Raw genomic sequence first — 13,171 nt, forward strand, 5'->3', positions numbered from 1 at the left:
GGCAACCGGCTGCCAAGCAACCGCCTGAAGCAGATATCATAGCACTCCTTCCTGGCCTTACACATAGAAATTACATAAAAACCTTACGATCAAGCAACACTTTAGATAGATTCATCCATCTGCCCCATGAAGGAGGCCGCCCGTTTGCAAGATTGGAAAGATAAATATGCCTCCTACATAGATAAGCAACAGTCTTCTCCTCCAGAGCCGAAGCCGGCCAGCGGCAGCAGGCTGACAGGAGAGCTGAAGACCGATCTGCCGGAGCTTCAGGCCAGGCTCGGGGAGAACGGCGACCTGGTCGTACGCGACTTCCTGCTCTTCGGGGCTTATCCTGCCGCAATGCTCTTCTTCTCCTCACTCGTGAATATGGAGCAGGTGCGCGAGCATGTGCTAAAGCCGCTAATGGCCCCGCCGCCGGGGCAGCCTGTGGTGCCGGAGGATAAGGGCGGAATGATTCATTACATCTGGAGTACTGCCGTTCAGGTCACTCAAGGCACCACAACTGCTGATCTGTCCGCTCTCCCTCAAGCGGCCGTGAAGGGTGAACTGATTCTGCTGATCGACGGGATTCCCGAGGCGCTCCGCATGGAGATGCGCCAGATTGAGATGCGCGGGGTCGAGCAGCCGCAGACGGAGCAGGTCATCCGCGGGCCGCGTGAAGGCTATGTGGAGAAGCTGGAGAACAACCTCTCCCTGCTGCGCTACCGGCTGCAGAGCACAGACTTCCGGATTGAAATTAGCCCGCTCGGTGCACGTACTCAGTCGAGGGTGGCTCTATGTTACATTGACAGCGTCACTGACAGCAGTCTGGTCGCTGAAGTCATGCGCAGAATCTCGCTGATTCATACGGACGGCATCCTCGATGCGGGATACATCGAGCAGTTCATCGAAGACCAGCCGCTGTCCCCCTTCCCTCAGGTTCAGAGCACTGAGCGGCCGGACAAAACTGTTGCCGCCCTTCTGGAAGGAAGGGTCGCCATTCTTGTGGATGGCTCCCCGTTTGCCCTGATTGTTCCCGCCCTCTTCAACCAGTTCTTCCAGACGGTGGATGACTATACGGAACGCTTCATTATGGGCAGCCTGATCCGGATCATCCGGCTGATTGCTTTGGCCTGCTCGCTGTTTTTCCCGGCGTTATATGTGTCTGTCATCTCGTACAACCCCGAGCTGCTGCCTACAGATTTCGCTGTGGCAATCTCGGGCGGCCGGGCGGGTGTGCCGTTCCCGGCTGTCCTGGAGGTGCTGATCATGGAGGTATCTATGGAGGTGCTGCGGGAAGCGACGATCCGGCTGCCGCAGATGATCGGCGGGGCATTATCTATTGTAGGCGTCCTCGTCATCGGACAGGCTGCAGTGGGCGCAGGACTCGCCAGCCCGATCACGGTTGTCATTGTGGCTCTGACGACGATCGGCTCGTTCGCCACCCCCGCCTACAATGCAGCGATCGCCCTGCGTATGCTGCGGTTCCCGCTGATCCTTCTGGCCGGTATGTTCGGCCTCTACGGGGTTATGATTGGTACGATTCTGATTCTGAATCATCTGCTCTACCTGGAGTCCTTTGGGGTTCCTTATATGTCCCCTTACATTCCCGGCAAATGGCGTGATCTGAAGGATACGCTGGTGCGGGTGCCGCTCTGGTGGATGCGCCGCCGCCCCAGCTTCCTGCATGTCCGGGATACCGACAGACTGCCCCGCAGTGTACCCACCGCAGAGATTGACCAGATTCTCAGGCAGGGAGATGAGACCGATGAATAATCCGCGCCAGATTACGAGTCTGCGCGCAGCAGCCGTGATCAGCAGCACCATTATCGGAGTGGGCATCCTCAGCTTCCCGCGCTATATGACCGAAGCAGGCAACAGCAGCGCTCCCCTTGTTGCATTCTGCGGCGTACTTTTCTCCTTCATCAGCTACTGGCTGCTGGCCTCCCTGTGCCAGCGGTTTCCGCAGGAGACCCTGTTTGTGTTCAGCCGCCGCCTGATCGGACGCCCGCTTGCTGCTATTTTCACTGTGGTGATTATGCTGCTGTTCATTGTACTCACCGGCCTCACTGTACGCCAGTTCGGGGATGTCGCCACAACCGTGCTGTACAAAAAAACACCGATCGAAGCAACCATCTTCCTGATGCTGCTCATCAGTCTGCTGTCCTCCAGGCGCAACGTTGTGAAGTTCTCCTATATCCACTTCTTCTATCTGCCGCTGATTGTAGGCTCTATTCTGGTCACCATTCTGCTCTCGCTCAAAAATGTGGATATGCTCAATCTGCAGCCTGTCCTGATGGCTCCCAGCCTCCAGTTCTGGAAAGGAGCGCAGGAGGCCACCTATCTGTTCCAAAGCTCCTTCGTCATCGTGCTGCTGATTCCATTCATGGAGAAGCCTGGGCATGCCGTCCGTGCGGGGGCTTGGGCCATCTTCCTGTCGGGTGCAATCTACGTGCTGATCGTCATTGCTTCTGTAGGGATATTCGGTGCCGAGGAGACCAAGCTGTTGATTTACCCTACCCTGGAGATGGCCCGTTCGGCGGCTTTTGGCGAGGGATTCCTGGAGCGGCTGGATGCTATCTTCATTATTATCTGGGTCATCTCTGTCTACACGACGATCTACACTACTTATTACATATCTGCCTATCTGCTGCACAAGCTGCTGCGATTCCGCGACCAGCGGATGGCCTCCACGGTCCTGCTGCCGGTTATGTTCATCCTGGCCATGCTGCCCTCCAATGTGTTCGAATCTTACCGATGGGCCCTTCACCTGGGCAATGCCGGCATGATGCTGATGTTCGGCTATCCGCTGCTGTTATGGACGGTCTATCTGCTCAGACGCCACAAGAAGAAGGTGACCCCATGAAAATACAGCTTCCGCGCACGCTCGCCCTGCTCCTCCTGCTCACTATAGCCTCCCCGCTGCTCAGCGGATGCTGGGATCAGGTGGAGATTGAGGACCGCGCGCTGGTTCTAGGCCTATCCATTGACAAGATCCCTGCAGACGATACGCAAAAAGAAGACCGGGTCACTCACATTCATGATAACTCTCTGCCTACGGAGATGATCAGTGTCACCGCTCAGATTGCCGTCCCGGGCAGAGTCCCGCTGGGCCCCGGCACCGGCGGCAGCGCAGGGGAAGGCAAGACTAGTCCCGTCTGGGTAGTCAGCGTGCGCGGCATCTCCCTCGACGATGCCATGAATAATCTGCAGCAGCAGATAGCCGACCCGCGTTATCTGGTTCACCTGCGGATCATCATCATCAGCGAGGAGATTGCCCGGGGCAGTCTCGCCGAGCTGAATGATTATCTGCGGCGCAACCCGGAAATCCGGCGCAGAACCTGGCTGCTCGTCTCCGAGGGCCGCGCGTCCGCCTTCATGGATGTGAACCCGCCGCTGCAGCGTGTGCCTACTCTTTATATTTTGTCCATGATGGAGAAGTCCGTCTCCTCCGGCAAATTCCCCCGGGATTATATCGGCACCTTCTGGTCAGCCGACTCCAGGTGGGGACAAAGCGCTTATCTGCCTTATGTGGCACTTCGCAACAAGGATAATATTCTGATCAAAGGGCTGGCTTATTTCAGCGGCGGCCGGATGGTCAGCAAGACTGCCCCTATAGAGATCGGCGGGTTCATGGCGATGCAGGGGATGGACCCCGGCGGCTATTCCACTCTGCTCCGTACGCAGGAGCTAGGGATTGTCATGACCAAGATCAATGAACGCTTCACCCGCACCCGGAGCTATATCAAGGATGGCAAGCCCTATTTGTCCTATGAGATCTTCCTGGAGGGGGATTTGGACGAGCATTACAGCAGTGACATTCCTGTCAATTCCCCGCAGAAGCTGCATGAGATCGAGCGGGATTTCGAGCAGCAGATCCAGACGGTGCTGACCGGACTGGTGAAGCAGACCCAGCAGGACCACTCCGATATTTTTGGCATGGGCGAACAGATCCGAAGCCATCATCCCGCCTACTGGAGGAAGCATATCCACGGCAAAAACGACTGGGAGAGCCTGTACAGCAGTGTTGGTGTAGATATCAGACTGACCCTGCATATACGCAGAGTGGGCCTCAAGCATGATTAAGCGCCAGCCCGTGCAGGTAAAACCGCCTATGGAGGAGGAAGCGTATGATCCGATTGCTGGGAAGCCTTGCCGGGATGCTGTTGTTCTCGGCCATGCTCCTGCTGGTTGTAGATATCCGAATTTACAGTAACCGGGGCTGGCTCCGGGAGAAAAAGTACGCAAAGATCATAGCCTGGAGCTATATCCTGCTCTCCCTGATAATCTGTATCGGCCTGCTCCTCTATATCTAGTGCCCCACGTCCCTTCGTAGTATTTCTTCACGGCCCATGGTATATTGAGGAGTAACCTATTAAAGGACGGAGAATGCGGTCATGAATACAAGAAGAACCAGAAATCAGGGGAACAGAACCTCTAACCATAAACAGGGAGCAAGATCCGGAGCCCCGGCCAAGCCGGCAGCTGCACCCAAATCCTATACGGTAGCCGAGCCTGCGGAGCTGCTTCCTTGGCTGCTGAAGACGATTACGAACAAGGGGCGCAACTCGATCAAATCCATGCTCTCCCGCGGACAGGTTGCGGTGAACGGCAAGCCGGTGACGAAGCATAACCATCCGCTCTATCCCGGCCAGACCGTGACGATTGACCATGAGAAGCCTGCCGAAACCAAGGAGATGCTCGGACTGACCATTGTCCATGAGGATGACGATATTATCGTGATCCAGAAGGATGCGGGACTCCTGTCCATCGCTACCGGTGAAGATAATGAATTGACGGCTTACCGCCAGCTGATGGAGCATGTCCGCCTGAGCAACCCGAAGAACCGCGTCTATGTGGTGCACCGGCTGGACCGTGATACCTCGGGTGTCATGATGTTTGCCCGCAGCGAGGCGATTCAGCAGCAGCTCCAGAACAGCTGGAAGGAGACCGTCAAGGAACGCTCCTACGTGGCTCTGGTGGAAGGCGCCGTTAAGAGATCCGAAGGCACGATCAGCTCCTGGCTGAAGGAGACCTCCACACTGAAGATGTACTCCAGTCCGCATGAGGGAGACGGGCTGCACGCCGTAACCCGCTATAAGCTGATCCAGGCGAACCGCCACTTCTCCCTGCTGGAGGTGCACTTAGAGACCGGACGGAAGAATCAGATCCGTGTCCACATGTCCGACATCGGACATCCGATTGCCGGGGACAAGAAGTACGGCGCTGAGACCAAGGCGGTCGGCCGCCTCGGCCTGCATGCCCGCGTGCTCTCGTTCGTCCATCCGACCACAGGTGAAATTCTAACGTTTGAGAGCGCGATTCCGAAGAGTTTTCTGAAATACACGGCACCGGCACCTACGAACTAATTCCTAAGCTGTGAGTGCCAACAGCAGATCATAATAAATTATAGAGAAACGATAGAAGGTGCCGCTCTTGTTCCACCCTACTGTTTTTGACAATATCAAAATCGCCCTGGAGAACCAGATCTACGACTACGATAATCTGGATGGGGTTCTAGTTGTAACTGACCGGTCCGATTTGCTCAATCTCGCGCTGATGTCGCGTGAATTCAGCCTCGCGTTCAAGCTGGCCGGAGGCCTGAATGTGACGTCCGAGATTCTGCTCCAGTCCACAGTGAAGGACCTCAGCGATGAGATTCTGGAGACGCCGGGCAGCGATCCGGGATGCAGTCTTTTCTTACGCTTTTATATGGAGATAGAAGATGTGAATGTGCAGTGCCCGGCCATTGAAGAAATTCTGACCCGAATCTGGGGACCCGAATTCCAGCCTGTGCAATCGCTCAGCTTCCGCTATGGACAGACAGACGATACGTACAATAACTGTGTTGAACTGCAATTCAAACGGCAAATTACCGAGGAGCAAATGGAAGACCTTCCGAACCTCCTGAAGTTCATGCTGCAGAGCGCAGAGGAACTGGAAGAGGTATAACGCTATACATGGGGTGAGCTGATAATGAATTTCCTGCCTCCTGCCCGGACGGGCCGCTGGCTGGCATGGTCTGCCGGTTACGCGCTGTTGCTGTGGCTATCGCTGATTCTGCACCGGTATCTGTGGTTAGGTGAGCCTTTCAACTTTATTCTTGCCCTACGCTGGGCCATCCTTGCCCTTGTCATCTCCGGTATAGTCAACGGGTTCGGCTGGTTGGGTGCGCAGCTTGTGTGGATCTTCTCAACCGCTGGAACTGTGGCGGGGCTCTTCCTGATGTACCTGTACACTTACCGTGAGATGTCGGGCTTCGAGGATCTTGCGGGCTTTCTTTCCTTCGGCCTGTTTACAGCAGGCGGCTTCGCTCTGGGTCTGATCGCCGAGGGCGGCCGGCTGCTGATACACTATTGGCGCACACGCTGATTCCTGTTAGGAGCTGATGACCCTTATGTCCAATTCCCTGCTGACCAAAAATGCGCTCGCCCGCTCGCTCAAAGACCTGATGGAGGAGCTTCCGCTGAACAAAATCTCCGTCCGGCATCTGGTCGAGGATTGCGGCGTGAACCGGCAGACCTTTTATTATCATTTTCAGGATATCTATGATCTGCTGGGCTGGATCTACAAGACGGAGGCTGTCGAGAGCATTGCCGAGTACCGCAGCTACAGCACGTGGACAGACGGATTCTACCGGATATTCTGCTACATTGAGAATAATAAGGCGTTCTGCTGCAATACGCTGGACTCCCTCGGACGGACGCATCTGGATGCGTATCTGTATGAGGTGACGAGTGATCTCGTTATGGGCGTCATCAACGAGCTGGCCGCCGGACTGGATGTCGGAACGCCGGATAAGCAGTTCATCGCTAACTTTTACACGCTGGCCTTTACCGGACTGGTCATTCAGTGGATGCAGGACGAGATGAAGGAGCCGCCGGAGCAGATGATCGGGAAGCTGAGCGTCCTGATTGAAGGGAACTTTCTGAAGGCACTGCATAAATATGAGAACATTGTGTCGTAGCCTTAGGGGCTGCGGCTTTTTTTCTGCTCAAAAATGTTACACTTTGTTCCATATGTCCAAATTTTATACAGATCAAGTGCTTTGATGATACCCTCCAGGGCGGGACTGGATTACACTCGGTTCAGGTCCAGTATTCAAGCAAACCTATGGAGGCGGTAATCAGTGAAAAAAGAGTATGGTAACGAGCAGGTATATTTCGTAGGTGGTGGCATTGCATCCCTTGCAGGTGCGGCCTATCTGGTCAGAGACTGCGATTTTCCCGGACAGAACATTCACATTATTGAAGAAATGAAGATCCTTGGCGGCAGCAATGACGGTGCCGGCGATGCAGAGCATGGATATGTCATTCGCGGCGGCCGGATGCTGAACGATGAGACCTATGAGAACCTGTGGGAGCTATTAAGTACCATTCCGTCCATTGACCAGCCAGGGCTGACGCTACGGCAAGAAATCATTCAATTCGATGAGTCCAATCCAACCCGCGGCCAGGCACGGCTGATCAACAGCAAGGGTGAGGTTCAGGATGTAACCTCCATGGGCTTCGATATGGCAGACCGCCTGGCCCTGGGCAAACTGGTCATTACGCCGGAGCCAGCCATGGGCACCTTGCGGATTAACGACTGGTTCGGACCGCATTTCTTCACGACGAACTTCTGGTACATGTGGGCAACCACCTTTGCTTTCCAGCCTTGGCATAGTGCGGTTGAGTTCAAGCGTTATATGCTCCGCTTCATGCACGAGTTCCCTAGAATTCAAACGCTTGAAGGCGTAACCCGCACTCCATACAACCAATATGATTCCATTATTCTGCCGCTACATCAATATTTGGAGCCGCTGGGCGTAGATTTCAACTTGAAATGTACGGTAACTGATCTGGAATTCAAAGAAGGCGACGGCATTACTGTGACAGCGATGAAGGTCGTCCGCGATGGCGTGGAGGATGTCATTACTGTCAATGAAGGCGACCGCGTCATTGTGACTAACGGCTCGATGACCGAAGGCGCAAGCCTCGGATCGATGACCTCCGCTCCCGGGCTGAACGGTAAGGGCAGCTCATGGAAGCTGTGGGAGACGATCGCCGCGAAGAAGCCGGGCCTCGGCAATCCCTCCTCCTTCGACGATCATGTGGATGAATCCAAATGGGAATCCTTCACGGTGACCTTCCAGGACTCGAAGTTCTTCGATCTTATGGAGAAGTTCACCCGGAACCGGGCCGGAACCGGCGCACTCGTCACCTTCAAGGATTCCAGCTGGCTGATGTCTGTCGTGCTGGCCTTCCAGCCGCATTTCCGCAACCAGCCGGAGCATGTCAGGGTCTTCTGGGGATATGGCCTATACCCGGACAAGGTCGGCGATTATGTACACAAAAAAATGTGCGACTGTACCGGCGAGGAGATTATGGAGGAGCTGATCGGGCATCTGCACTTCGCAGAGCATAAGGAAGAGATCATGGCTACCGCCAACTGTATTCCTTGCATGATGCCGTATATCACCTCCCAGTTCATGCCGCGCCTGAACAGCGACCGGCCGCAGGTGGTGCCCGAAGGCTCAACCAACCTGGCCTTTATCGGCCAATACTGCGAGATCCCAGACGATATCGTTTTCACAGAAGAGTATTCAGTCCGTGCCGCCCGCATCGCCGTCTACACCCTGTTCGGCCTGAACCGTCCGGTAGAGCCGATCAATGCGTACCAGAACGATGTCCGCACACTGTTCTCCAGTCTGGTGACCTCGTTCCGGTAACGGAATGATTCGGTTTCCCGCTCCAGGCCAGTGGTCTTTGTAAGGAACAAAAACCCCCGCTGCATGAATTTCATGCGGCGGGGGTTTGGTGCGTCCATTTGTTGCAGACTTACCAGGAAGGGCCAGTGGCGGCAGGAATGCCGTACTTTTAGCCTGCTTCGATCAGGGCGTGGCTTCCTGAATGACTGGATGAATCACGCTACACAGACTCTAGCGGCGGACTCCAGTGCGCTTATTTGTTCCAAATCATCTTTTACGGCAGCGTTACGGACTCCAGTGCGCTTAAGTGCCGAATATCCTGCAATTTCGCTTCAAAAACCTCTGCATAGCGTCTTCTGAGTCCGGCACGCCGCTCCAAATGGCCTTTTGGCGCAAATAGCGGAACTATAGTCCGTAACCAGAATGAATCGTACGTCCCGTCCAGGCACAGCTTGCTGCAACGCTTATCTCAAACCTGCCACTGATCGTAATCAGATGCTGCAAGAACCGTCATCGCAGCCGTCAGCAGACGGTGCAGCCCCGGACTTCGGCTGGCCGACCACCTGAAGCTCTGGACCCTTCTGTTCCTCCGCCCATACCGTGTCCAGCACTTCAGTAAAGACCGGACCCGGCTGCGCACCGGATACGGCGTACTTATTATTGAAGACGAAGAACGGAACGCCGGTGATGTTCAGCTGCCGGGCAGCTTCAATGTCAGCCTGGACCCGATCGCCGTAAGCCTCACTGTCGAGCACTGCAGCCACTTCAGCCTGATCCAGTCCGGCCTCCGCAGCCAGCTCAGCCAGCACTTTATGGTCACCCACATTCAGTGAATCGGTGAAATAAGCACGCAGCAGCCGTTCGGTCATCTGCGGAGCCTTGCCCTGAGTAGCGGCATAGTGGCTCAAGCGGTGAGCGTCAAAGGTATTCGTGGACTGAATCGTATCGAAATTGAACTCCAGACCTACACCCTGCGCCTGCTCGGCCAGCTGTGCGTTCATCTCCTTGGCCTTGTCACGGGTCATGCCGTATTTGCCGGCCAGCAGCTCATGGATATCTCTCGTCTCATCGGTGCGTGCATTCGGATCCAGCTGGAAGCTGCGGAACACGACCTCCACTTGGTCACGGCCGGGGAATTGGCTCAGCGCGTGCTCCAGCCGTCTTTTGCCGATATAACAGAACGGGCAGGCATAATCAGACCATATATCTATTCTCATGGGAATTCCTCCTGAATGGTAATGTTATTGGTATTGCAATTTACTTACTATTATATAGTTAAAAACCGAAAATTACAAACAAACTTTCTGAACGGCCTCTCCCATTGAATGTCCCGTACACTCTCTTCCCTGCTGGCTTCCTTGAGAAAAGTAAACGAAAGAGGTATATACGTACGCCCGGCCGGGCAGGTAAAATTAGAGCAACATCTCTAATTCAAAGCGGACGGTCTATGGCGTCCCGAAAGGAGTCAGCGGCATGCATGACCTGTCTATAGTCATTCCCACGCGTAACCGGATCAGCGATCTGACCCTCTGCATTGAATCCATCGGTGCCCAGACCGGGCTGGAGAATGTCTCCATCGAACTGCTGATCGTGGACGACGGTGAGATCGAAGAACGGGTGCTGGATTATTTCCGTGAGGTGCTCGGGCGTCTTCCGGATGCCAGCCTGCGTTATTACCGCAAAACCAAGCCCGGCGTCTGGCTCTCCCGCTATGAGGCCCTCGGGCTCATCGACGGTGAGATTCTGCTCAGCTTCGATGACGATGCGGAGCTGGACGATCCGCTCTATATCCGCCGGTTGCTCGACACCTACGCCTCAGATCCGTCCATTGTCGGAGTCGGCGGAATCGCCAAGGGTCTCTCCAGCAGTAAATCAGGCAAGCTGCTTGGCCGGCTGACCTGCCAAATGTCGGCTTCGCCAGGCAGACTGTCGGCAAGCACACTGGCTGGGTCTCTTCTTTTGTGGGGGGAGACGGAGAATATTTTTGAGACGGATTTCTTCCATGGCTGCAACATGTCCTTCCGCAGCTCGGCGCTGCAGGACATGAAGCCGTACCCCTGGATGACTAGCTACGCGGTGGCGGACGATATCTATATGTGCCATCTGGCGAGCAGATACGGCAAGCTGGTGATTAACCCGGAGCTGAAAATCATGCATCATGAATCGCCCAGCTCTCGCGACAAGGCAGGCCGGGTCGCCCGGGCGACCGCAGTCAACCATTATTATCTGCTGAATCTGCGCAAAGCACCCGTGAAGAATTATGCAGCTCTGCTCTGGACCTTGTCTTACCTCGCCGTCAAGTCTACGCTCAAGCGGAACTTCAATGCCGTCTCAGGCTACACCAGCGGCATTCTGTTCGTGCTTAATCCCCGCAAGAATAAATACAGGGAATTCATGCTGGATTAGGTACGGCATTCCGCGAAGAACTGCTAGTGCGCACAGAACCAAGCAGTTTAAGGATGCTGGGGGCCCTGTGCCCCATACATCCGGTTCATACAGCTTCTGGTCAGTACATTAAAAAAGGTGCCACAGGCGGCTGCTTCAATGCGGCCTCTGTGGCACCCTTATATTATTCTTAAGCCGTATAGCCAAAGCCCAGGATCGTGAAGCTCTTGTCCTGATCCTCCGGCGCCATCCGGATCTCCACCACATGCTCCTCGCTCTGCTCATTGTTGTATAGAATCACAGCGTTGCAGTGCGTCCAGCTATTCACATGCGGATCTGCCGTCAGAACCAGCTTGCCGTCAACATAGACCTCCGCCTTGCCTACATCCGGGCTGCCAGAATCCTTGAAGACCAGGATAAGATTCTTACTGGTGATTGTCAGCCTGAAGCGATCCTCACCGGACGCAGCCGTGTGCATCCAGTTATGCGGGAATTGCGGAGTGCCGAACGGATTGGCATCCAGCTCCACCTGCTGCAGCTCCTCATCCGTACCGTGGAAGCCGCCTGCTTCAATAGCAATCGCAGTACCTGCGCTGCCCAGATCACTTATACGGTCCAGCAGCCGGACATGGGCAAAATCATTGCCGAGCTCAGGCGGTCCCGCCAGCATATCCTGCTCCTTTTCATCCAATCCCATCCGGGCGGTCTCGGCGAAAAGGTAGCCCAGGGAGTCCGCCATTACGCGGTGCCCGTCATTCGTGGGGTGATAGATATCGTAGAAGAATTGCCGTTTGGAGATGATATTTCCTTCGGCCTTGCTCAGCCGGAACTGCTCTGTTACTGCATCTTTGACACTGACCATCGGGAGATTATAGCGTCTGCCTACCGGGGAGAGGCGGTCCTGCAGGTTCCAGTCATTCACGAAGACACTGAACAGCAGAATGACGGCAGGCTGGTTCGGCGCAGACAGGATTTTGAGACAAAGACTCTCGAAGCAGTTGCCCTTCGTCTCGTCCCCTTCATCATTCACGGCAAATTCCACCACTACGATGTCGGGAGCGGCTGCACCATCCCTCAGCACATCCCGCTCATAACGGATCATCCCAAGCTCAGAGGGCGTCCCGCCAACCCCGGCCTTGATGAAATGAATATTCTCTCCACCCTCCTTGCCGAATAGCTCCTTAAATCTCAAGTACGACTGATAGGCATAGCATTCCGTATGAATGGGCTTAGCTCCGGCCCCCTGTGTGATGGACCCGCCAATATAAGCAATCGTCACATCCTCTCCGCTTGCAGCCTTGTCCATAGCCCGCTTCAGCCGCCGGTTATTGCCCGCATATAGCAGAGACTTCGCAATCATCGCGCGGTAAGCAGACGACTCGAAGTCTACGGAAGGTTCCGCTGTCAGCTCAGGCGCCGTGTACCCGTCATTCAGGTAGAGAACGATGCTCGCTGTCGCCAGTTCCCCCTCCTTACTGAATTCAAAGGCGTATTTGCCAGGAGCCACATCCTCCTCAGACCACTCGTGCTCTTCCAGCTTCACTAGGATTTCCGTTCCATCGCCCGGGCAGGGGACCCGCAGCTGCGTGCCGGTCTCATACTTGCTGGTTCTGCCCCAATTCTGCATAAGAAAAGTGACTGCTCCCCCTTCTTCCGCCGTCTTCACGGACACTCCAATGCTGTGCACCAGCTTGCGGAAGCCAGTCCAGTCTCTAAGCATCGCCAGCATCTGCTCATCCGTAACCCCGCCTATGTATTTGGCCTTATCGATCAGATAATTGCCTTCCAGATAGACCTCCTGCGAGGGCTTGCCCTCCGCCCGGGCGGTTGCCTCAATCGCCGTCTCGAACATGACGAAGAAGCCGTTACGGCGCTCCACTGGATCTTGGGGTGCCGCCGGACCCTCCTGCCCGCCAAGCCCGATACCGCTGTTATACTCTTCCATAACCATCAGCCTCACTTTGTCTGAAGGCGCTCTCATCCATCTGGAACAGGACAGCAGTACCCCGCCGCCATGCCAGCTCTAGACTTCAGCTGCGCCATAATCGTCTTCATTAACGCTTTCATTATAGCCCGGGGTGCCGGAACAGCTCAACGTACAATCTGAAGCTCTGTTTA

The 13,171-nt window shown here is 55.2% G+C and carries 12 protein-coding genes; 10 read left to right on the plus strand and 2 right to left on the minus strand.

The annotated features are described in order from the left end of the window. Window positions 1-144 precede the first annotated feature (144 nt). The 9 genes from MHH78_RS29690 to MHH78_RS29730 all read left to right on the plus strand — a co-directional run bounded on the left by MHH78_RS29690 (window position 145) and on the right by MHH78_RS29730 (window position 8,689). Window positions 145-1,755 carry a spore germination protein gene (locus MHH78_RS29690; protein WP_341169774.1) on the plus strand — a complete coding sequence of 537 codons (1,611 nt, stop codon included), beginning with the start codon at window positions 145-147 and terminating at the stop codon, window positions 1,753-1,755. Beyond that, window positions 1,748-2,845 (plus strand): GerAB/ArcD/ProY family transporter, encoded by a 1,098-nt coding sequence (locus MHH78_RS29695; protein ID WP_341169775.1) that lies wholly within the window; start codon window positions 1,748-1,750, stop codon window positions 2,843-2,845. Before MHH78_RS29690 ends, MHH78_RS29695 begins: the two co-directional genes overlap by 8 nt. Then, window positions 2,842-4,065: a Ger(x)C family spore germination protein gene (locus tag MHH78_RS29700; RefSeq protein WP_341169776.1), complete on the plus strand. Its 1,224-nt coding sequence runs from the start codon at window positions 2,842-2,844 to the stop codon at window positions 4,063-4,065. Before MHH78_RS29695 ends, MHH78_RS29700 begins: the two co-directional genes overlap by 4 nt. A 44-nt stretch (window positions 4,066-4,109) precedes the next feature. Further along, window positions 4,110-4,295 (plus strand): CLC_0170 family protein, encoded by a 186-nt coding sequence (locus MHH78_RS29705; protein WP_036727634.1) that lies wholly within the window; start codon window positions 4,110-4,112, stop codon window positions 4,293-4,295. An 81-nt stretch (window positions 4,296-4,376) separates the two neighbouring features. Continuing rightward, window positions 4,377-5,348, plus strand: a complete 972-nt coding sequence (locus MHH78_RS29710) for an RluA family pseudouridine synthase (RefSeq protein ID WP_341169777.1) — start codon at window positions 4,377-4,379, stop codon at window positions 5,346-5,348. Window positions 5,349-5,406: 58 nt separating this feature from the next. Continuing rightward, complete coding sequence (locus MHH78_RS29715; protein ID WP_341169778.1) at window positions 5,407-5,931, plus strand: hypothetical protein; 525 nt, start codon at window positions 5,407-5,409, stop codon at window positions 5,929-5,931. Between the two features lie 24 nt (window positions 5,932-5,955). Further along, entirely contained in the window at window positions 5,956-6,351 is a 396-nt protein-coding gene (locus tag MHH78_RS29720; protein WP_076081849.1) for a hypothetical protein, read from the plus strand. 25 nt (window positions 6,352-6,376) lie between these two features. Next, window positions 6,377-6,946: a TetR-like C-terminal domain-containing protein gene (locus MHH78_RS29725; protein WP_341169779.1), complete on the plus strand. Its 570-nt coding sequence runs from the start codon at window positions 6,377-6,379 to the stop codon at window positions 6,944-6,946. Between the two features lie 162 nt (window positions 6,947-7,108). Continuing rightward, window positions 7,109-8,689, plus strand: coding sequence for an oleate hydratase (locus tag MHH78_RS29730; RefSeq protein ID WP_341169780.1), 1,581 nt, complete (start codon window positions 7,109-7,111; stop codon window positions 8,687-8,689). 470 nt (window positions 8,690-9,159) lie between these two features. Here MHH78_RS29730 and MHH78_RS29735 read toward each other — a convergent pair whose 3' ends face one another. Then, entirely contained in the window at window positions 9,160-9,885 is a 726-nt protein-coding gene (locus MHH78_RS29735) for a DsbA family oxidoreductase (RefSeq protein ID WP_076081851.1), read from the minus strand. Between the two features lie 256 nt (window positions 9,886-10,141). On the opposite strand from MHH78_RS29735, the gene MHH78_RS29740 reads away from it, so the two are divergent. Then, window positions 10,142-11,074: a glycosyltransferase family 2 protein gene (locus tag MHH78_RS29740; protein WP_341169781.1), complete on the plus strand. Its 933-nt coding sequence runs from the start codon at window positions 10,142-10,144 to the stop codon at window positions 11,072-11,074. 169 nt (window positions 11,075-11,243) lie between these two features. On the opposite strand, the gene MHH78_RS29745 is transcribed toward MHH78_RS29740, so the two are convergent. Next, window positions 11,244-12,998 (minus strand): SGNH/GDSL hydrolase family protein, encoded by a 1,755-nt coding sequence (locus MHH78_RS29745; RefSeq protein WP_341169782.1) that lies wholly within the window; start codon window positions 12,996-12,998, stop codon window positions 11,244-11,246. Window positions 12,999-13,171: the final 173 nt, after the last annotated feature.

The organism is Paenibacillus sp. FSL H3-0333, from assembly GCF_038002805.1.
Classification (GTDB): Bacteria; Bacillota; Bacilli; order Paenibacillales; family Paenibacillaceae; genus Paenibacillus_AQ; species Paenibacillus_AQ silagei.

Coding starts and splice junctions, on each gene's coding strand:
- MHH78_RS29720 (WP_076081849.1), top strand. CDS start 5,956: ATGAATTTCCTGCCTCCTGCCCGGACGGGCCGCTGGCTGGCATGGTCT.
- MHH78_RS29740 (WP_341169781.1), top strand. CDS start 10,142: ATGCATGACCTGTCTATAGTCATTCCCACGCGTAACCGGATCAGCGAT.
- MHH78_RS29725 (WP_341169779.1), top strand. CDS start 6,377: ATGTCCAATTCCCTGCTGACCAAAAATGCGCTCGCCCGCTCGCTCAAA.
- MHH78_RS29695 (WP_341169775.1), top strand. CDS start 1,748: ATGAATAATCCGCGCCAGATTACGAGTCTGCGCGCAGCAGCCGTGATC.
- MHH78_RS29705 (WP_036727634.1), top strand. CDS start 4,110: ATGATCCGATTGCTGGGAAGCCTTGCCGGGATGCTGTTGTTCTCGGCC.
- MHH78_RS29710 (WP_341169777.1), top strand. CDS start 4,377: ATGAATACAAGAAGAACCAGAAATCAGGGGAACAGAACCTCTAACCAT.
- MHH78_RS29735 (WP_076081851.1), bottom strand. CDS start 9,885: ATGAGAATAGATATATGGTCTGATTATGCCTGCCCGTTCTGTTATATC.
- MHH78_RS29700 (WP_341169776.1), top strand. CDS start 2,842: ATGAAAATACAGCTTCCGCGCACGCTCGCCCTGCTCCTCCTGCTCACT.
- MHH78_RS29745 (WP_341169782.1), bottom strand. CDS start 12,998: ATGGAAGAGTATAACAGCGGTATCGGGCTTGGCGGGCAGGAGGGTCCG.